This is a genomic window from Acinetobacter sp. GG2 (assembly GCF_000292385.1).
Classification (GTDB): domain Bacteria; phylum Pseudomonadota; class Gammaproteobacteria; order Pseudomonadales; family Moraxellaceae; genus Acinetobacter; species Acinetobacter seifertii.
The window spans coordinates 42,141-62,762 of the sequence record NZ_ALOW01000021.1; the positions used below are offsets into that span (position 1 = coordinate 42,141).

Consider the following 20,622-nt stretch of genomic DNA (forward strand, 5'->3'; position numbering starts at 1 on the left):
GGAGTAACTATGAACTTCATTAAGAAATGGGGCATTGGGCTCCTTAGCATGTTACCGGCATTAGCCATGGCACATCCGGGACACGATCATGCACATTCAGGGTTTATGGCAGGTTTTATTCATCCTTTTACTGGGCTTGATCATTTAGTCATGGCTTTGGGTTTTGGTATTTTGTTATGGTCAGCAGTTAAGCAGTGGAAAATTGCTGGTGTCATTACACTAAGTATTACTTTGATTGTAGGTTTTTTAGTAGGTGCTCAAGGTTTAGTGCCAGCCAGTATTGCTGAATACGGCATTATTGCTTCTTTGATTGTTACAGCGATTGCACTATGGACAAAATCAAATCGGATTTTACCTATTGCTGCTGCATTACTCGCAAGCTTTCATGGTATAGCGCATGGTGTTGAACTCGCACATGCGGGACATATTGCTGCATTAGTAGCTGGTATGGTTACTGGTATGGCAATTATCTATTGCTGTGGCTTAGCACTAGGTGCATTGTTTACGCGATATGTACCTTATGGCAAAAAAATTATGGGTACTTGCGCAGCAATTGTTGCAGTTATTGGTTTAAGTTAATTAAACCCTTGCAAAAAAAGGTAGCTTTAAGCTACCTTTTTGTATTTGCAAAATAAAATGTGTGTGCATAAAAATATTTATCCTGTTTTTACAGCGCTGATTATCTTTTACAGTGGATATGTTCAGGCCTATGATTTTTTTCAACCAGAAAGTGATTCTACTTTACTAGATACAGAGCAGTTATTAGATCAATCAGATTTAAACTTGGAACAAAGGCGTTTAGCCATTGAGCATGACGATGAAGTTAATAACTATAATGTGCTCAAAAACGAGTTTTATTCAAATGAGCGTTGGGTAATTTATAATTATACGGCCTATGATACTGGGCAACTTCAGAACAAAAACAGCAATGGTTTAACGAATCATATTAATATTCAAGATTTATCTATTTCAGTTGGATATGGAGTTAATTATAGTGTGAATCCAAGATTGAAAATTGGTTATGAATATATTTCGAGTTTTCCTTATGATCGAGGTCAACTCATTCGATTTTTTACGATCTATTTATTCTGAAATAAAAAATTAAAATAATCTAATTCAAATAAATAGATCAGATAAATTAATTCTTTATAAAATCCTACATTTTTAAATTTTCTGGTAAAGCCCTGCGTGGACAGTACCTGCTTTAGTGGTTTTCACTTGTTGCCATGATGCAGGAAGATGAAGCTGAGATAAATCTCGGTCAGCTTCAACATAAATGTATCCATTATTTTTGATATGTGAATCTGCCAATTGAGCGAGCTCTTGCCATAGATCGAGACTATAAGGCGGATCTAAAAAAACTACATCAAATTGTTCTTTTAAGCGCGGTAATGCTTGCTGAGCAGTTGCATTGAATAAATGACAATTCTGCGCTTTTAAAAGCTGGATATTCTCTTTTAAAAATCGTGCTTGAGTCTTATCAGGTTCAATCATATAAACAGATGCGGCACCGCGTGAAAGTGCTTCAAAGCCTAATGCACCAGAACCTGTACAGATATCGAGAACTTGAGCATTTTGAATGTCCCACATGAGCCAATTAAATAACGTTTCACGAACACGATCTGGGGTGGGTCTTAAACCTTCAATACTTGCGAATGGTAAAACTCGTCTTTTCCATTCACCCCCAATAATGCGTAATTGATTTTTCATTATTCATCGATCTCATTTGTAGCAGGGCGAGCAGAAGTAGCTTGTGGAGCAGATGCTGCTGCGGTAGTTGTAGCAGGTGCTGGCGTAGAGCTAGCAGTTTCGCCGCCACTTGGAAGCTCACCCGGTTTAATTCCTGCTGTCATAAGTCCACCATTAACTTGATGGTTGGCTGGACGAATTGGATTTTTATTGCGGGTTAATAACCAGTAATCAAATATCGGCTTAGCAAGTTGAGCTGCGGAACCACCATGACGACCATTTTCCCAAATGACCGCAATAGCAATTTCAGGTTTGTCAGCAGGTGCAAATCCAACGAATAAACCATGGTCAAGTTGGCGTTCACTAAGCGCAGCTTCGTTATAACGTTTACCCTGTGCAATACTTTTAACCTGTGCTGTACCTGTTTTTCCGGCAATTTGATAAAGCGATGTACGGATACCACGTCCAGTACCTGATTGAATTACATCAATCATGGCTTCTCGCATTTTTATCCAGTCTTCGTCTGTACCGTTAAAATTAATTTTTCCATCAGGTGCATTATGGACTGTAAAAGGTTTTGCACCATGTGATGCACGTAGAACATGTGGAACTACATGTGAGCCGTGATTCGCTGTAATAGCAGTTGCCATTGCGAGTTGTAATGGAGTTGCAGTAAATGCACCTTGACCAATACTGACTGAAATTGTTTCACCTTTCATCCATTTGGTTTTACGTGTACGCATTTTCCATTCAGGACTTGGGTATAAACCTTCACTTTCACTTGGTAAGTCGACACCTGTTTTTTGACCAAAGCCAAATTGGCGCATCCATTGGTTCATCTGGTCGATGCCCATTTGATTTGCCAAAATATAAAAATAGGTATCGCAAGACATGATAATGGCTTTGTGCATGTTCACGATGCCATGACCAGTTTTTTTCCAGTCACGGAATTTGTGAGAGTCACCAGGTAAATGGAAATAACCTGGGTCAGAAATAGCAGTAGACCAGTCGACAATACCATAATGTAAACCGCCCATTGCTTCCATTGGTTTAATAGTCGAACCAGGAGGGTATGCGCCTTGAACAGCGCGGTTATAAAGAGGTTGGTCGATGTTGTCACGTAGAGAGCTATAATCTTTATGATTAATACCCGTCACAAATAGGTTTGGGTTAAAGCTTGGGCTTGAAACCAACGCAAGAATTTCACCAGTACGTGGGTCTATCGCAACAATTGCACCACGACGACCAGCAAGTTGCTGTGATGCTACGACTTGTAAACCATAATCTAATGATAAATAGAGGTCATTACCACGAGTTGGATCTTTACGTCCTAAATGACGTAATACATTACTATGAGCATCGGCTTCTACTGATTCATAACCAGGTGTTCCATGAAGTAAATCTTCATAGCTTTTCTCTACGCCAATTTTACCAATCAGGTTTGTTCCAGCGTATAAGTCTTTATCAATACTTTTTAATTCTTTATCGTTAATACGGCCAACATATCCAATCACATGAGCAAACAATTCACCATGCGGATAATAGCGCGTCATTTGGGTTTCAATTCTGACCCCAGGGAATTTGTATTTAACTTCACTAAACTTGGCAATATTTGTCTCGGTCAAGTTTAGCTTAATTGCAACGCGTTCAGTTTTACGCGCCGTTTTAATACGACTTTTAAAACGATCTACATCTTCTTGAGTAAGCTCTAGAATTGGTTGCAATTGTTCAATAACTGCATCAGGATCTTCAACGTCTGCCTTACTTAATGTTGCGGTAAAAACCGGGTAATTATCAGCAAGTAAAACCCCATTACGGTCATAAATATAACCACGAGCAGGGGGGAGCGGTTGTAAACGAATACGGTTTTTATCCGATGCAGTCGAGAACTCATCATAATGAAAAATTTGCAGATAAGCGTATCGACTGGCTAAGACTAATAAGCAGATAATCACAAGACCTACGGCAAAAAATATACGACCTCGATAAATGCGCTTTTCTTGCTGGATATCTTTTAAAGGAAAGTGCTGTTTCATACGGATCGACTTAATGACATAGGGTGAGAAAAATAGCTGCTTATTCTAACGCAAGCGCAGTTAAAATATTGCATAATTTTCAAAGTTTCAGTGAAGAGGAAAATTGGCTTTTTTGACTTTGTAGACAACAAAATTGTAGAGTCTTGTATATAAGAAGCAAAATAATTCTGTTAAAGTCTTTCATTCAATAGAATAGGGTTGTTCTCACTATACGATTAGGGAAAATGGAGAAAATAATGAGAAAAATTTATCCCTTACTTGCAGTTTTGACAGTAAGCAGTTGGGCAAATGCTCAAGATTATTCATTTCTTCCAGAAGCAAAATTAGCAGATCACAAAGCGTCTACTTGGAATGTAGGTGCAGGTTTTACTCAAAAATTGTTACATCTTAATGGTGAGTGGGTAAATCCTTATGGTATTGCCTATGCCAAGGTTGGCGCATTTTTAAATGGTGATAAAACTGCTGGTGGACAGGTTGGATTTCGCTATCCTTACTATCTGACTGGAACAGATAAAAATGGCTACTATATTGGCTTTTATGCTGGACACCTTGATAGCAAGCCGGTAGATGGAGAGTATAAATCTCGTTTAGGTGCTGGTGTCGATTTGGCATATGTATTGTTGAATTCAGAAAGAATTAGTACTTTTAGTGTCGGTATTGGCGCAGCTGAAAAACTAACTGACCAGAACGGAGCAGTTGCTGCGAAGACTAAACCACAAATTCAATTTTCTTATTCTCTAAGTTTTGGTTTATAAAACAAAGCAGTTTATCGTTAACTCGCCATAAGCAGAGCACAAATAAATACGAGAGTCTTACATGTTAGAGTACGTCAGCGGATTGTGGCAGACCTTTTTACACAGACCTGATTTTTGGGCCGTTTTAAGTATCATCCCAGTTACTGCCTTTGTCACATGGGCACATGTTTGGATGGCGTTAAAAATGGTATTTTACCCAATCAAATTTTGGGGTTTTCATTTAGGCCCTTTACCAGTCGGTTGGCAAGGAATTGTGCCGCGCAAAGCTGGACGTATTTCAGGAATTATCACCGATAATACTTTATCTAAATTAGGTTCTTTACGTGAGTTTTTAGAGGCCATGGACCCTGAAGACATGGCACGTATTATTGGTGAGCAAGTCGGATTTGAACTTGAGCATTTGATTGATGAGGTGATGATCGATCGTAATGCCGTACTTTGGGAAAATTTACCTTATTCAATTAAACGCCGTATTTATGCACAGGCGCATAAACAATTACCCGGTGTATTAAGAGAATTAGTGACTGAGCTGACTATGAACGTCGAGTCACTGGTGAATATGCGTGAAATGGTCGTGAGCCAGATGGAAGGTGATCGCCGTTTAATGGTACGTATGTTTTTAAAAGTAGGCCAAAAAGAGATCAACTTTATTTGGCATATTAGTGCTTTAATCGGGATGTTCTTTGGTATTTTCCAAATGGTTGTCTGGTTCGTTGTACCTTGGCACTGGACTGTTCCGTTTTGGGCTTCAATTTGGGGTTTTTTAACCAACTGGATTGCAATCTGGATGGTATTTAATCCAATTGAACCAAATTATATTCGTTACCCACAGATTTTTAGATTAACAAAAGACCGTAAGTTCCCTTGGATTGTGCCAGTTCTTCGAATTGGGACGTATAATTTCCAAGGGGCTTTCATGAAACGTCAAGAAGAAGTCTCTGATGTGTTCTCAAGTGTAGTTACAGAAGATCTGATCACCTTAAAATCGATTATGACTGAAATGATGTATGGGCCGCGTAAAGATAAGACGCGCCGTATTGTTAAACGTCATATTAACGAAATTATGGAAACACCACTTGTTCGTACATCTTTACAGCTTTCTTTAGGGCCAAGAGAGTACGCAAGATTAAAGACGGACTTGATTGATCGTTCAATTGAAATTACGATGGGACCCGTATGTGACCCTGCACTAAATGCAAGCCGGGCACAGAAGATTTTTCAAATGTTTAAAGAGCGTATTCGTGAACTAACACCAAAAGAGTTTCAGAATTTATTACGTCCTGCATTTCAAGAGGACGAGTGGATTCTTATTGTATTAGGTGGGGTAACCGGATTTATTGCTGGTACAATACATTTGTTTGTAGCTTTCTTATAATTCGACGTCGGGCAGGATCTATTGAAGATTAATGAGACTTTTTCTGCCAGACTTCATTCATTGTTTTAAATGAGGATGTTTTTTATGCGCATTATCTTACTCGGACCACCTGGGGCAGGCAAAGGTACTCAGGCTCAGTTGATCTGTAAGCGCTACAATGTCCCACAAATTTCAACCGGTGATATGCTCCGTGCTGCGATTCGTGAAGGTACTGAACTTGGTCTAAAAGCTAAAAGCGTAATGGAATCTGGCGGTTTAGTTTCAGATGAACTTATTATTGGTTTAGTAAAAGAACGTATTGCTCAACCTGACTGTGCAAATGGCTGCATTTTCGATGGTTTCCCACGTACTATTCCTCAAGCAGAAGCATTGGAAAAAGAAGGCATCAGCATTGATCACGTGATTGAAATTGACGTGCCTGACGAAGAAATCGTAAAACGTCTTTCTGGCCGCCGTCAGCACCCAGCTTCTGGTCGTGTTTACCACACTGTATACAATCCACCTAAAGTGGAAGGTAAAGATGACGAAACTGGTGAAGATCTTGTTCAACGTCCAGATGACCAAGAAGAAACAATCCGTAAGCGTCTAGCGTCTTATCATACTGAAACAGAGCAATTAGTTGGTTTCTACCAAGGCCGTGCTGCTTCTGGTGAAAATGCGCCAACTTATGACAAGCTTGATGGCTTGCGTACAATTGAAGATGTACAAAAAGATTTGTTCAACATCTTAGACAAATAATTTTATTTTTATTGAAACTGCTTAATGTTTACATTGAGCAGTTTTTTTATATCAAGAATAGTTAGCGACATAATATGTCGCACTATGTAACAATAGTATGTGAAATTAAATTTAAAACATTTATAGTGTGTCCCATTCTATAAACCAAAACATTGAAATTAAAAAATTATTTTAAAGGGTTAATTATGTTGCTGACGATTCAGTCTGATCAGGTGGAACAAATTATTCCAGATGCAAGTTCAGCGAAATCAGCTAAAAAACTAGCGAAATTTGAAGCATGGAATAATATATCTGGTTCAGTTGACCAATGGATTTGGGGAGAAATTCAAGGTAGTTCAATTTATCAAAGTGCAATTTTTTTACCTGAATTGAAGTGTGAATGTAGTTGTCCAAGTTTTAAACGACCTTGTAAACATGCCTTGGCATTATTATTAGTGTATACCGAGTATCAAGATAAATTTATTGTGCAATCAGACCAACAAAACATACCTGATCGTGTACAAAAATGGCGTGATAAAAAAACGAAAACACTTGAGAAAAAAGAAAACAAGATTGATAAACCTATTGATGAAGAAGCTCGACTTAAACGCCAATTGGCGCGTGAGAAAAAAATGGATGCTGGGATTGATGCATTACAAACATGGCTAAATGATGTAATTACTATAGGACTAGCAAGATTACGCCAACAACAAGAGAAATTTAGAGATATTCAAAGCCGTTTAGTAGATGCTCAAGTTGCAGGTTTGGTGAGTTATTTAGATGAATTTTCTAGTGCTTTGTATCAAACCAACTGGCAAATAGAAAGTTCATTCTGGTTGGCTAAATTACAAACTGCTATTCATTTATGGCAGAATCGTCATCATCTTAAACCTGAGCTGTATGAAGAGGTAAAACAGTTATTTGGTATTAATTTGCCAGCTGATATATGGGATAACATACCAGTTCATAAATTTAGTCTATACGCTTTAGGACAAGTAACACAGGAGTTGGTGAATACTCGTGGACGTTATCGTCGTCAATGGTTGTGGGATAGTCAGAACCTACGTGATTACTTGATACTGGATTTTGAAATACCTCCTCATTCAAGTTTTGGAGTGACCTTACCTTATCAAAAACAATTGGCTTTAAATGCTAAGTTTTATCCAGTGATAAGCCAACAACGTCTTCGTTTAGAAGATAATTTAATGTCGTTCAATGATTTGAGCCTAACGCTGGTTGCGCCAAAAGGCTTTAAAAATTTTGATCAGGCATTTACTCAATATGCGAATGGCTTAAAACAATATCCTTTACAGTTAGTACGCTTTTTTTGGCTTGAGCAATTGCACTTAGTTAAACATGACAAAGTAATTTATTTGGTCGATCAGGATCAAAAAATGTGTGAAATTGAGATTAAACAATTTGTTGAGTTATGGTTTTTAGTGGGGACTGAGCCATTTAGTGCAGGCGTTGAATGGAATGGATTACAACTAAAACTCGTTAGTATTTGGCAAGGAGGGCAATTTGAATGTCTTTAACTCCATCATACAGTGAGTTTAATCAGCAGTTACTACTCAAGCTGACTTTAGGGCTGCAATTTAAGCAGGTTATCAAAACTCCTAAGGAATTGCAGGTTTATGTACCTAAAGAGATTGATTCAGCCCAAGATTTATTGGTCTTGAATCAATATTGGGTGCTGATGCAACAAGCAGGTTATCAACTGCAAGAGATGCCCGAAACATTTAAGAAAAATATTGCACAGATTGATCAGATAGAAAATGAAAAGCAGTTAGATGATGGGCTCGTGCAAATTTTGAAATGGGTTGTTGCACAAGAGTCGCCATTTTTATATCAGGATTGGGTTAATCAAATTTTAAAACTTGCTCAACAACAGCAGCAAGTGATTCCACGTTATTTGGTGTTGAAAGTTTTACCACTGTGTCGGAACCTAGTGTTATTGGCATCAGTCTTACCTGAGTTTGCATTTCAGGGAGATGTGACAACACGTGTAGATGATGCGAAAAGAGTGTGGAAATATTTGAAACAACAAAATGCCGAACCATTGATCCGTCAGTTGTTGAAATCAAAAAATAGTGATTGGTCTTTATTGATGAGCCAATTGTGCGGTCAATTACCAGACTTTATTAACCAGTATATTGCGGAATTCTGGTCACAATCTATTCAGAAAAATCATTTGCAAAGTCATGCTGAAAGTCTAGTGACATATAACATGCCAGTAATCCAATTTGAAGCTTTATACCAACATGTGAAAACACTAGAACCCCAGAATGCAGCGACAGTACGTAATAATGCAGCATTAAGCTTTTATTTATATTATCAAGATAATACCCTCTATAACGAGGTTATGGCGTTACTGCGTGCATGTTTAAGCTACGACGTTCAAGCCAGAAAAGTTAAATTCAACATTAACTTAGATCAAGATGATGCATTGAATGATTATGGTTTCTTTGATCGAGAAGCAAATTTGGTTGAAAGCCGTAAAAGTTTAAAAACGGCTTACCAAAGTTCTCAAGTCGAACAGGCTTATCAGGAGTTTTGTGAAAGTTCACAGGGCGTACTTTATCTCAAAAGAATTTTAATCCAATTACCACTTGCCTATTGGTTAGAATTATTTGGTACCTGGGATCATTTATTTTCATTACATTCTCGACAAAAAGATTCACTGTGGAGCGCATTTATTTTGTGCTGTTACCGAGAGCAGCGCCGTGATCTAGCTTTATGGTTTTATCAACATCAGACCAAATGGTATGAAGCTGTGACAATATCAACTCGAAGCAGGATCGAGCGTGAGACAATCTTTGGTTTGCTAGATCAGGAGCCAGCAAGCAAATTATTATTAGAACAACTTGAGTCCTATTATCGAAATCAAGATTTAGAACATTTTTGCTATGTATTTCAAAGAGCAAAAGTTTTACATCAAGATCAGAAAATTTCAGAAATGGCAGCTGTGTTAATACAACACGCGTATGGGAATTTGGACTTGCAGCAGGATCAAAATAAATTTGCATTATTAAAAGAGCATGCACAATGGCTGATTTTGGAAGCTTATCCAATCGACTTCAGTTGTCTACAACCTCTTTTTTCTATTTCTGAATGGAAACAAATGATTCATTTTATTCAGTATAAACAAAAACTTATTGCTTAATGATCAATAAATCATAAATTAGGATAATCAACATGTCTCAACAAGTTTTACGTGCACGTGCAGAACAACAGTTTTCTCATGAATTAGCTGCATTAAAGGCACATGACCATTTAGCAAAACCACCACAATGGCAACTTTCACCGAAAGCTGTTATAGATTATTTATTGGGGACCACTTTAGCTGATGGAACTGTGATTTCACCTAAATATATTGGTAATCGCCGTTTAATGGAAATTGCAGTGGCAACTTTGGCAACTGACCGAGCATTATTATTATTAGGGGTGCCGGGTACGGCAAAATCATGGGTATCTGAGCATTTAGCAGCTGCTATTTCTGGAAATAGTGCATTACTGATTCAAGGTACGGCTGGCACTAGTGAAGATACTTTACGTTATAGCTGGAACTATGCACAACTTTTATCTAAAGGTCCTAGTGAAGATGCATTAGTCAAAAGCCCGATGTTGCGCGCGATGCAAGAAGGTAAGATCGCTCGTGTAGAAGAATTAACCCGTATTCCTGCAGATGTTCAAGATACTTTAATCACGTTGCTTTCTGAAAAAAATCTGCCTGTGCCTGAGCTCGGTATTGAGTATCAAGCGATACAAGGTTTTAGTGTGATTGCAACAGCCAATAACCGTGATAAAGGGGTGAATGAACTCTCCTCTGCGTTAAAGCGTCGTTTTAATACGGTAATTTTACCGCCGCCTGCCACAATCTCAGAAGAAGTCGAGATCGTACAAAAGCGTGTTCAGTCATTAGGTAAAAGTTTGCAACTTCCCGAGATTCAGCCTTTGGATGCTCAAATTCAAAAATTGGTGACGATTTTTAGAGAGTTGCGTCATGGACAAACTTTAGATGGTAAGCAAAAGCTAAAAACCACTACGGGTACCTTATCAACAGCTGAAGCTATTTCTGTGATGAGTCATGGTTGGGTAATGGCTGGGCATTTGGGGTCAGGTAATTTAACTGACCATGAATTAGCAGCAGGTTTACAGGGTGCTGTATTAAAAGATCCTGTTCAAGATCTTGTGCCTTGGAAAGAATATGTGGAAACCGTGATTAAACAACGTGAGGGTTGGCAAGACCTTTATCGTGCTTGTCGTGATTTAGAATAAAACCTAATAATAAATGACTTCATCCCAATCTTCTCCTTGAAAAGGAGAAGATGTGATTGAAATAAAGGATAGAAAAATGCTGCATATTCTCGGTATTCGTCATCATGGGCCTGGTTCGGCTCGTAGTGTATGTAATGCTTTGGCTTCGATTCAACCCGATTGTATTTTGATTGAAGGACCACCTGATGCCAATCCAATCATTGCCCAATTACAACATGCCGATTTTAAGCCGCCTGTAGCATTGTTGTTGAATACTCCTGTACAAAAAGAAGTACGATCACAGGCGGTCTTCTATCCTTTTGCTGAGTTTTCACCTGAGTGGCAAGCTTTACAATATGCGCTGCGTCAGCAAGTTGCAGTAGAGTTTATGGATCTACCTTTGCAACATCGTTTTGCATTAGAAAAACAATGGGCAGAACAACATCTACAGAAAGCTTCAGTGGATGAACAGGCATTAACAGATGAACAAGAGGTTGAGCTGAATCAGCAAGATGATATTGAGTCAGAATATAATCTGGAACAACATTATCTTTCGATTCGTCGAGATCCAATTCAACTATTGGCTGAACAGGCTGGCTATCAAGATAGTGAACGGTTTTGGGAACATCTAGTCGAACAGCAACCACATGCTGGACAAATGTTCACTGCTATTAGCGATGCGATGGCAGCTTTACGGGATCATTTGCTAAGCCAGCAACCTGAAAATTACAGTAGTGAAGATCAATTGCTGGAGCAGTATCGTGAAGCCTATATGCGCAAAGTGATTAAGCAGGCAGAAAAGCAAGGCTATCAAAATATTGTGGTGATTTGTGGTGCATGGCATGCACCTGTGTTGGTAGATTTAAAAGCTCAAACTAAAGCGGATACCGCTTTACTGAAAGGTTTGCCTAAAATCAAAGTTGATGCTGCATGGATTGCATGGACACATGGACGATTGAGCCGAGATAATGGTTATGGCGCAGGTGTACAAGCGGTTGGGTGGTATACCCATCTTTGGAAGCATTACCAACAAGCTTTAGACGGAAATGTTGATGGCGAAAAAATTACCATTGATTGGTTAAGTCAATTTGCCCAAGCCTTACGCCAAGCAGGTCATGACGCCTCTAGTGCCCAAATTATTGATGCGGTACAACTGATCCAATCTTTATTGCAATTACGTGGACGCCGTATCCCTGATTTGGAAGATTTGTTTGAGGTAATTCGCTCGGTCTTGAATCATGGTTTAGATATTCCACAACCGATTTTAGCTAAATTGCTTGAAGATGAGCAATTGGGACAAGTACCTGCTGAATTGATTGAGTTGCCAATTCAAAGAGACTTTTTACAGCAAGTGAAGCATTTTCGCTTAAAACTTGAAGCACCACATCGTGATATTACGCTAGATTTACGTGAAACATTCGACTTGGCAAAAAGTCAATTTCTGCATTGTATTAAATTACTTGGCGTTGCTTGGGCAGAGTTAGCAGGTACAGGTGCGAAGCAAGGGAATTTTAAAGAAATTTGGCAGTTGTCTTGGCAGCCTGAAAGTAGTTTATATCTGAATGAAATGTCATTGTGGGGCAATAGCGTGCAACTTGCTACGCAAAGTTATGTAGAACATCAGATCAAACAGTGTGAAGATGTGGGACAAATTGCTCAACTGATTGAAAGCATTTTATTGTCTGGTTTGGACCAAAGCTTAAATTTGGCTTTGGATAAACTGAATGAACTTACCACCCAGCATCAAGATCCAAGTATTATTTTGGCAACCTTAAAGCCACTAATTACCGCAATTCGTTATGGCAGCGTGCGCCAGTTTTCGATGCAACATTTGCATCAAGTGGTAGAACATTTAGCGATTCGTTTGATGTTGAGTTTGCCAAGTTATTGTGTACAACTGAATGCCGAAATGGCGCAGCAGTTTGCTCAACAACTACAAGCCTTATATGAACTTTTAGAACAATTGCAACATGATGAATTATCGCAGCTCTGGCAGGAGACCTTACAACAGTTATTGCAGCTGGAATATATGCAAGGTTATTTGCATGGTTGTTGTGTACGTTTAGCACGAGAACAGCAGTTAATTGATGTGGAACAGACACAGGGATTTCTCTCACGAGCTTTATCGATTGGGCAGACAGCCGACTTTAGTGCCGCTTGGTTTGAAGGTTTTCTGACTCATCAAGCTTTGTTATTGATTCATGAGCAAAGCCTTTGGGATACTGTGAGCCAATGGGTCAATCAATTACAAGAGCAGCAATTTATTGAGTTATTGCCAATTTTGGCGAGAACAGCCTCCAGTTTTAGTCCTGCTGAATCACAGCAATTAATTCAGAAAGTGACGCTAAAATCGACCACAATCAAACAAGAGCTCGGTACTTTAGACATCGAACGTGCTCAAACTGTATTAGATGAAATATACACATATTTACAGCCTGTTTCTGTCGAGGTTTAAGTGATGAACATGAATGAAGAACTAATCACTTTAGAACAATCAGACCTTGCGGAACAAGAACGACGTTGGCGTTTGATTTTAGGACAAGTCCCAAATTCGACTTCGCATTTACCGAATTGGTCGATGCAAGATAGTAAGATGCAAGAGTGTTTGAATGAACTTTATCAGACGCAGCAGCCTAATCGCCGAGGTGGTCTTGGGCATTCGAGTCCTCGAGTTGCGCAATGGTTAGGTGATATTCGTCAGTATTTTCCATCCTCGGTAGTGAAAGTCATCCAAAAAGATGCTTTAGAGCGTTTGAATTTACAGCAAATGTTGTTAGAGCCTGAATTGTTGGCGAGTGTTGAGGTTGATATTCATTTGGTTTCAACTTTGATTTCACTCAATCATTTGATGCCTGAAAAAACCAAAGAAACTGCACGTATTGTGGTACGTCAGTTGGTAGAGCAGCTTGAAAACCGACTAAAACAACCATTGCAGCAAGCGATTAGAGGCAGTATTAACCGTTCAGCCCATACACGACGTCCTAAACGCATGCAAGACATTAACTGGAAGCGCACTATTCAGGCCAATTTGAAACACTGGCAAGAAGATTTTAAAACCATTATTCCACATGAGTTACATGGGCATCCACGTCAACAAACGGCTTTAAAAGACATTATACTCTGTGTTGATCAGAGTGGTTCGATGGCTCCTTCAGTGATTTATTCCAGTGTTTTTGCGGCGGTGATGGCAAGTATCCGTGCAGTCAGTACGCAAATGATTGTATTTGATACCGAGTTAGCCGATTTAACCCCTTTGTTAGAAGATCCTGTGGATGTGTTATTCGGCACACAGTTAGGTGGGGGAACCGATATTGCTAAAGCGATTAAATACTGCCGTAGTAAAATTACTCGCCCAGAAGACACGATTTTTATCCTCATTAGCGATTTATGTGAAGGTGGTGATGCTAAGCAAATGCTCAAACAAGTGGCTGAAATGCTGGACAGTGGGGTACAAGTCATTACGCTACTGGCATTGTCTGATGATGGTGCGCCTTGGTACGACACTCAACATGCACAGATCTTTGCTGATATGGGGATTCCAACGTTTGCCTGTACACCTGATCAATTTCCCGAACTCATGGCAACTGCAATTGAAAAACAGGATATTCATGCATGGTATGCAAGCCAACAAAATCTGACATAATAGTAGTTAAAGATTATGTTATGGCATATAACACTCAAAGTTTGAGTGGATTGAGGATACTTCTTTGCTGAAAATTATTTTGATTGTAGTGGTAATTTTAAGTTTAGCTCTACTGTTATTTTTACTATATCAAAGTCAAAAAATGCTACGTCATGTGCAGAAACAACAGGCTTTGGAAAATAAAAAGAACGGACGAGAACGTCAACTACATCCCAAATTACAGCAGATTAAAAAACCTCAGGATTAACTGAGGTTCTTTGTTGGAATTGCTTTTATAGCACCAAATTCAAAGCGGTCTGGCCAGTTGCATACATCGGCAACCACACACTCTGAGCATTTCGGTTTACGGGCAATACAGCAGTAACGGCCATGTAATATCAACCAGTGATGTGCATCTATAATAAATTCTTTCGGAATCACCTTAACTAAACGGTGTTCAACCTCAAGTACATTTTTGCCTACTGCTAAGCCAGTACGGTTTCCCACACGAAAAATGTGCGTGTCGACAGCCATAGTTGGTTGTCCGAAAGCAGTATTTAAAACCACATTGGCTGTTTTACGTCCTACACCTGGTAAAGCTTCCAAATCTTTTCTATTGCTTGGAACCTCACCGTTAAATTGCTCCATTAAAATCTTACAGGTTTTAATGACATTTTCAGCTTTGGCGTTATAAAGGCCGATGGTCTTTATATATTCTTTAAGTCCATCTACGCCTAAGTTATAGATTTTTTCAGCAGTATTGGCGACAGGATAAAGCTTATCTGTTGCTTTGTTTACGCTAACATCGGTCGCTTGTGCCGATAACATGACGGCAATTAATAATTCAAAAGGTGATGAATATTTTAATTCGGTCTCAGGAGAAGGTCTTTGTTCACGAAGGCGTTCAAAGAAAATTTGAATCTGCTTTTTCGTCATATTTTTGACGGCCATTCAGACCTCCTGTAATTGAGTGAGTTGCTGTTGTAGTTCATCAAGTTGAAGACGCTTTTTTGCATCTTCTCGAACACTGAGCTGCTTTTCCAACTTTTTAATTTGTGTGCGAATTTTAGCTAATTCAATAGTCGTTCTTGCGTCATTTACAATTACTTCTTTCGACTTCTCAATGATTTGAATTGAAGGTAGATCATCAAGTGCTTGAGAGAACTTTGCAAAAAATTGTGTGTCAATTTCAGCGCGTACCACAGGGCCTTTGCGATGTATACGACGTTTCTCTTCGCGTTGAATATGCGCGTAGTAACGTTGTCTTAAATCATTTTGTTCCGCAATTCTTTGCTGTTCATTTGGTAAAGCTTGAGTGTCTTCGACCAGATCAATACAGTCAACTGGGCAGGGTGGAATACATAACTCACAACCTGTACATAGATCAGTCAAAACGGTATGCATGAGCTTACCACTACCAATAATGGCATCTACAGGGCAGGCATTAATGCATTTTGTACATCCGATACATTCGTCTTCACGAATAATCGCTTTCATACGTTGTGGGCGTCCATCTGCTTGTACGGGCCAGACACTTGTTTCAGCAGGCAATGACGAGCGATTTAATAGTTTTGCGAGCGCATCGGCCACTGGCTGTCCACCAGGAACACATTTATTTGCATCTTCACCTTCAGCAATGGACTTTGCGTAAGGTAGACAACCGTCACGGTGTCCACATAAACCACATTGTGTTTGTGGCAATAACGCATCGATCTCGCGTATGAGAGAAATAGATGGATTCATAGAGGAAAATAGCTTGTTTAAAACGATGCGATAATGAAGAAAAACCTAAGTAAGGTCAATGGATTTTAACGAATTTATAGGCTTTTTGATTGACCTAAAATGTAGCTAATATTGCACAATAATAGATCAAAAAATTGAAATGATAAATGACTATTATTGATTTTTAGATAGTTTTTCTAAAATTAACTTTATGATAATTAAGAAAAATAAAATAATTTAAAATAACTATTGTTAAAATTGATGGAAAGGGATTTAATATTTTGCTGCTAAATGATGCATTTTAAAATGTATTGCACCAATTTAATTCATTACTATGCTGAGGACCGTGCATTGAAATATAACAACCTGAATGAATTCCTGAATTACGTGCAAGCGCGTGATCCGCATCAACCTGAGTTTTTACAAGCTGTCGAAGAAGTCATGACAAGCTTGTGGCCATTTATTGAAAAAAATCCGGAATATGCAGAGCATGGATTGTTAGAGCGTTTGGTTGAACCAGAGCGTGTAATTCAATTTCGTGTTTCATGGATGGATGATCAAGGCCAGACTCAAGTGAACCGTGCTTTTCGTGTTCAATATAATTCAGCAATTGGTCCATTTAAGGGTGGAATGCGTTTCCATCCATCGGTCAACCTATCTATTTTGAAATTTTTAGGTTTTGAGCAAACTTTTAAAAACTCACTGACCACTTTACCAATGGGTGGTGGGAAAGGTGGTTCAGATTTTAATCCTAAAGGTAAATCTGATGCTGAAATTATGCGATTCTGTCAGGCTCTGATGATTGAGCTTTACCGTCATTTAGGTCCAAATACCGATATCCCTGCTGGAGATATTGGTGTGGGTGCGCGTGAAGTAGGCTACATGGCTGGCATGATGAAAAAACTCAGTAATGACACTGCATGTGTATTTACTGGTAAAGGAATTTCATTTGGCGGTAGCTTAATGCGTCCGGAGGCTACAGGCTATGGTACGGTTTATTTTGCAGAAGAAATGCTAAAAACACGTGGGCTATCTTTTGCTGGTAAAACTGTTTCGGTCTCTGGTTCTGGTAACGTTGCTCAATATGCTGCGGAAAAGGCAATGTTCTTGGGCGCAAAAGTGGTCAGCTTATCGGACTCTAATGGTACTGTTTATCTAAAAAATGGTTTTACAGATGAGTTGCTGGCTGAAGTTATGGAGTTGAAAAACGTTAAACGTGGACGTATTTCTGAGTTTGCTTCTAAGCATGGCTTTGAATATTTTGAAGGTAAAACACCTTGGCATATTCCTGTAGATATTGCTTTACCATGTGCAACACAAAATGAATTAACCGATGAAGATGCTAAAACACTTATCGCTAATGGTGTCATTTGTGTAGCTGAAGGCGCTAACATGCCATCTACACTTGAAGCTGTTGAGCATTTTATTGAAGCTAAAATTTTATATGCTCCGGGTAAAGCATCTAATGCGGGTGGGGTAGCAACTTCTGGTTTAGAAATGTCTCAAAATGCAATTCGTTTGGGCTGGACACATGCTGAGGTTGATGAACGCTTACATGCCATTATGAAAGACATTCATGCCAATTGTGTTAGATACGGTACTAAAGAAGACGGTACTGTGAACTATGTAGATGGTGCCAATATTGCAGGCTTTGTAAAAGTTGCTGATGCGATGCTTGCACAAGGTATTTATTAAAATATAGAAATAAAAAATCCGATGCAAAAGCATCGGATTTTTTAGTCTAAAAATTATTTTTTAGGCTTTTTAACCATTTCTTGCTCTACAACCATATCTAACACATCTGCTTGGCTAGATTGATCTGCTGCTGGGTTTTTCACTTCAAAGCGTTTTACACGTAAAATTACGCGTTGGTTTGGATTGTGTTCAAAACCTTCGATTTGACCATAATATAATGACCAGTTTTTGTCGGCATAAGTTTTAACGCCTTTGTCATCATATTTAACTTCACGAACTTGCAAGCAAGTTTGTGGCGCAACACCCGTACAAGATTTAGTCTCTGGCGCTACTTCAAGAAAAACAGTTTTACCTTCAGACTGGTATTTTGCTTCAGGTGTCATTTTACCTGTGAACGTATATTTCTGACCTTGAGCATCAACGATTGTCAATGTTGGTTGATCTGCATTTGATGTATTAAGTTCAAATGGAATCGCACGTTTTTGGAACAGGCTGCTAGAGAATTGTTCCTGTTTCATTAATGCAGGTTCACACGCCATCATAGTCGACATTACATCAGCAGTTACGATGGTATTGTTTTCAACTTTCCAAGTAGTGCCTTGGCGGTTACAACCTGTTGCGATAGATAAACGGTCGTTTGTGAAGTTAAGAACAATCGGCTTTTTAGTATTTTCAGGTTGGTATGACCAAGAATAATCAGTTAAAGCTTGAGTATTAGTTGCTTTTACGCCTTGGAAAATATGCTTTTGACCTGCTTTATCTGTCACGCTTAAGATTACCTGACCATTGCTGTTACTAATTTCAATTGGCAATTTTGCTTCACTAAAGATGCTATTAGACAATTGTTCTTGTTTCATTAAATCGTCTTGGCAAGCCATCATTGTTGATGCAAGTGGAGAGGTTACAAGCTGGTTACCTTCAACTTTCCAAGTACCACCTTGACCATTACAACCTGTGTTAATTGCTAATTTGCCGTCTGCATTAAAGTTAAGAACAAGTGGCTTAGATGCTTTTACATTTTGGTAAGTCCAAGTATATTCACTTAGAGTTGCTGCAAGATTTTGTTGTTGCTCAGATACAATTGGAGCTTGAGTATGTGAAACTGTTTGACACGCCATCAAAGAAAAAGGTAATAACGCAAGAATTAAATATTTAATTTTCATTTAAAAACTTCAAGTAAAAAAACAACAGCACTAAGCTTAAAACATTCTTAAAAAAAGAAAATGTAAACATATGATTGTTTCGGTTTTTAAAATGTATAAGTTTGTAAATTATTCGAATTTTTAATAAAAATAATGCTATACCCCGCGAAAACGGGGTATTTCCTAAAAATTAATCAAAACGATATATATCCATACCTAATGAACCCATTGTGAAGCTGCTATGAACAATCGTAAAACGATGACCAGTTCCCATAGCGAAAAATAACGGTGCAAAATGTTCAAGAGTTGGATGATTACGTTTTATATAAGGCAGTGATTGCCATTCCAACACGCCATCGTAATCTTGATGTGAAAGCTTATTAACGACGGTATTTCTAAAAGTTGAAGCCCATTCAGGAACATTTGAATTGTCACCTTGCCAAGACAACTCAGCAAGATTATGGGTAATACTTCCAGAACCAATCAATAAGATTTGCTTTTCACGTAAAGGCGCAAGCGTTTGCCCAATTCGATAAATTTCTTGAGCGCTTAAGGTCATCGGTAAAGAAATTTCAACAACGGGAATGTCTGCATCTGGATACATGTGTAAAAGAGGCATCCATACACCGTGGTCGCGAGGACGAGTACTATTGGCATGTGCAACAAAATGAGCGTCTGCCAATAACTTCAATATTTCTTCGGCAAGTTCGGGTTGACCAGGTGCACTATAGCGAATCTCGTATAACTCGGGTGGGAAACCACGGAAGTCATGCCATGTTTCTGGTCGTGTTGAACTACTTACTTCAAGTGCTTTACTTTCCCAATGAGCAGACATCACGATGATTGCTTTTGGAGTTGGTAGATTTATACCAAGACGGTGTAAAGCAGGACCCACTTGTTCTGGATCAAGTGCAAGCATGGGTGAACCATGTGAAATAAACAGTCCGGGAAGGGTTTGTAGTTCCATTTCATTACACCTGAGTTGAAAAGCAGAATAGTATTCATTATGCCAAAATCAAGACATGTTAAAAGTATCTAGATTTCAACGGATTGTTCTTAAAATGAAACGGTTGTTCCATTTATGCGCGGTGATACGGATGGTTGTGATTAATACTCATTGCTCGGTATAACTGCTCAATTAATAAAACACGCACCAAAGGGTGAGGCATAGTTAGTTTTGAGAGTGACCAATGCCAAGCAGCAGCTTTACGTACCTGATCTGATAAGCCATCTGGACCACCAATAGCCAGTGCCACATCATTTCCTTCAAGCATCCATTGTTTCATGGTGTCAGCTAGCTTTTCTGTGCTGAGTTCACGACCACCCACTTCTAAAGCAATCAGTGTCTCGTTTGGTTTTAACGCATTTAAAATACTTTCACCTTCAATTTGACAGTATTTTAAAATATCCGCTTCCGAGTCATTTTTACCGCGTTTTGCCATTGGAAGTTCAATCACTTGAGTCTGGACAAAAGGCTGGATGCGTTTGAAATAATCTTCAAAACCAGTAAGTACCCAAGCAGGCATTTTTTGACCAATGGTCAGAATACGAATTTTCATGTGGTCTATTCAGTCAAAACGGCTGACACATTATACCTGAGGAGATGATAACC

Annotated in this window: 19 protein-coding genes; 12 read left to right on the top strand and 7 right to left on the bottom strand. The window is 38.8% G+C overall.

Annotated features, from left to right (window positions below; genetic code table 11):
• The first annotated feature begins 9 nt into the window (after window positions 1-9).
• Both B554_RS0102560 and B554_RS0102565 read left to right on the top strand, forming a co-directional pair.
• The gene (locus B554_RS0102560; protein ID WP_019456863.1) at window positions 10-579 is read left to right on the top strand and encodes a HupE/UreJ family protein; all 570 of its coding nucleotides are present in this window, start codon (window positions 10-12) and stop codon (window positions 577-579) included.
• Window positions 580-636: 57 nt separating this feature from the next.
• On the top strand, window positions 637-1,092 hold the full coding sequence (locus B554_RS0102565) for a hypothetical protein (RefSeq protein ID WP_004703067.1): 456 nt from the start codon (window positions 637-639) through the stop codon (window positions 1,090-1,092).
• 72 nt (window positions 1,093-1,164) lie between these two features.
• Here the strand turns inward: B554_RS0102565 and rsmD are convergent, their stop codons facing one another.
• Entirely contained in the window at window positions 1,165-1,710 is a 546-nt protein-coding gene (gene rsmD, locus B554_RS0102570; RefSeq protein WP_019456864.1) for a 16S rRNA (guanine(966)-N(2))-methyltransferase RsmD, read from the bottom strand.
• A complete protein-coding gene (gene mrdA / locus B554_RS0102575) occupies window positions 1,710-3,725 on the bottom strand; it encodes a penicillin-binding protein 2 (protein ID WP_019456865.1) in 2,016 nt (671 codons plus the stop codon). The genes rsmD and mrdA overlap by 1 nt, the downstream gene beginning before the upstream one ends.
• Before the next feature lie 236 nt (window positions 3,726-3,961).
• Between mrdA and B554_RS0102580 the strand changes: the two genes are divergently transcribed.
• From B554_RS0102580 to B554_RS0102620, 9 genes are all read left to right on the top strand, one after another.
• Window positions 3,962-4,480: a hypothetical protein gene (locus tag B554_RS0102580; RefSeq protein WP_004703061.1), complete on the top strand. Its 519-nt coding sequence runs from the start codon at window positions 3,962-3,964 to the stop codon at window positions 4,478-4,480.
• 61 nt (window positions 4,481-4,541) lie between these two features.
• Complete coding sequence (locus tag B554_RS0102585; protein ID WP_004703059.1) at window positions 4,542-5,855, top strand: hypothetical protein; 1,314 nt, start codon at window positions 4,542-4,544, stop codon at window positions 5,853-5,855.
• Window positions 5,856-5,939: 84 nt separating this feature from the next.
• On the top strand, window positions 5,940-6,593 hold the full coding sequence (gene adk / locus B554_RS0102590) for an adenylate kinase (RefSeq protein ID WP_002117671.1): 654 nt from the start codon (window positions 5,940-5,942) through the stop codon (window positions 6,591-6,593).
• 185 nt (window positions 6,594-6,778) lie between these two features.
• Window positions 6,779-8,107, top strand: a complete 1,329-nt coding sequence (locus B554_RS0102595; RefSeq protein ID WP_019456866.1) for an SWIM zinc finger family protein — start codon at window positions 6,779-6,781, stop codon at window positions 8,105-8,107.
• Window positions 8,098-9,735 (top strand): hypothetical protein, encoded by a 1,638-nt coding sequence (locus B554_RS0102600; protein ID WP_019456867.1) that lies wholly within the window; start codon window positions 8,098-8,100, stop codon window positions 9,733-9,735. The genes B554_RS0102595 and B554_RS0102600 overlap by 10 nt, the downstream gene beginning before the upstream one ends.
• Window positions 9,736-9,767: 32 nt before the next feature.
• Entirely contained in the window at window positions 9,768-10,850 is a 1,083-nt protein-coding gene (locus B554_RS0102605; protein WP_019456868.1) for an ATP-binding protein, read from the top strand.
• A gap of 76 nt (window positions 10,851-10,926) precedes the next feature.
• A complete protein-coding gene (locus B554_RS0102610) occupies window positions 10,927-13,284 on the top strand; it encodes a DUF5682 family protein (RefSeq protein WP_019456869.1) in 2,358 nt (785 codons plus the stop codon).
• A 3-nt stretch (window positions 13,285-13,287) separates the two neighbouring features.
• Complete coding sequence (locus B554_RS0102615; RefSeq protein ID WP_025465057.1) at window positions 13,288-14,472, top strand: VWA domain-containing protein; 1,185 nt, start codon at window positions 13,288-13,290, stop codon at window positions 14,470-14,472.
• A gap of 64 nt (window positions 14,473-14,536) precedes the next feature.
• A complete protein-coding gene (locus B554_RS0102620; protein ID WP_019456871.1) occupies window positions 14,537-14,719 on the top strand; it encodes a hypothetical protein in 183 nt (60 codons plus the stop codon).
• Here B554_RS0102620 and nth read toward each other — a convergent pair.
• Entirely contained in the window at window positions 14,716-15,402 is a 687-nt protein-coding gene (gene nth, locus B554_RS0102625) for an endonuclease III (RefSeq protein ID WP_004703053.1), read from the bottom strand. The genes B554_RS0102620 and nth overlap by 4 nt on opposite strands.
• On the bottom strand, window positions 15,403-16,194 hold the full coding sequence (locus tag B554_RS0102630; protein ID WP_019456872.1) for an RnfABCDGE type electron transport complex subunit B: 792 nt from the start codon (window positions 16,192-16,194) through the stop codon (window positions 15,403-15,405).
• 270 nt (window positions 16,195-16,464) lie between these two features.
• On the opposite strand from B554_RS0102630, the gene gdhA reads away from it, so the two are divergent.
• On the top strand, window positions 16,465-17,868 hold the full coding sequence (gene gdhA / locus B554_RS0102635) for an NADP-specific glutamate dehydrogenase (protein WP_019456873.1): 1,404 nt from the start codon (window positions 16,465-16,467) through the stop codon (window positions 17,866-17,868).
• A 53-nt stretch (window positions 17,869-17,921) separates the two neighbouring features.
• Here gdhA and B554_RS0102640 read toward each other — a convergent pair whose 3' ends face one another.
• The 3 genes from B554_RS0102640 to rlmH form a co-directional block, all read right to left on the bottom strand.
• Window positions 17,922-19,031, bottom strand: a complete 1,110-nt coding sequence (locus B554_RS0102640) for an META and DUF4377 domain-containing protein (RefSeq protein ID WP_025465058.1) — start codon at window positions 19,029-19,031, stop codon at window positions 17,922-17,924.
• A 169-nt stretch (window positions 19,032-19,200) separates the two neighbouring features.
• Window positions 19,201-19,977, bottom strand: coding sequence for a dioxygenase (locus B554_RS0102645; protein WP_004703045.1), 777 nt, complete (start codon window positions 19,975-19,977; stop codon window positions 19,201-19,203).
• 112 nt (window positions 19,978-20,089) lie between these two features.
• Window positions 20,090-20,569 carry a 23S rRNA (pseudouridine(1915)-N(3))-methyltransferase RlmH gene (rlmH, locus tag B554_RS0102650; RefSeq protein ID WP_002054393.1) on the bottom strand — a complete coding sequence of 160 codons (480 nt, stop codon included), beginning with the start codon at window positions 20,567-20,569 and terminating at the stop codon, window positions 20,090-20,092.
• Window positions 20,570-20,622 lie beyond the last annotated feature (53 nt).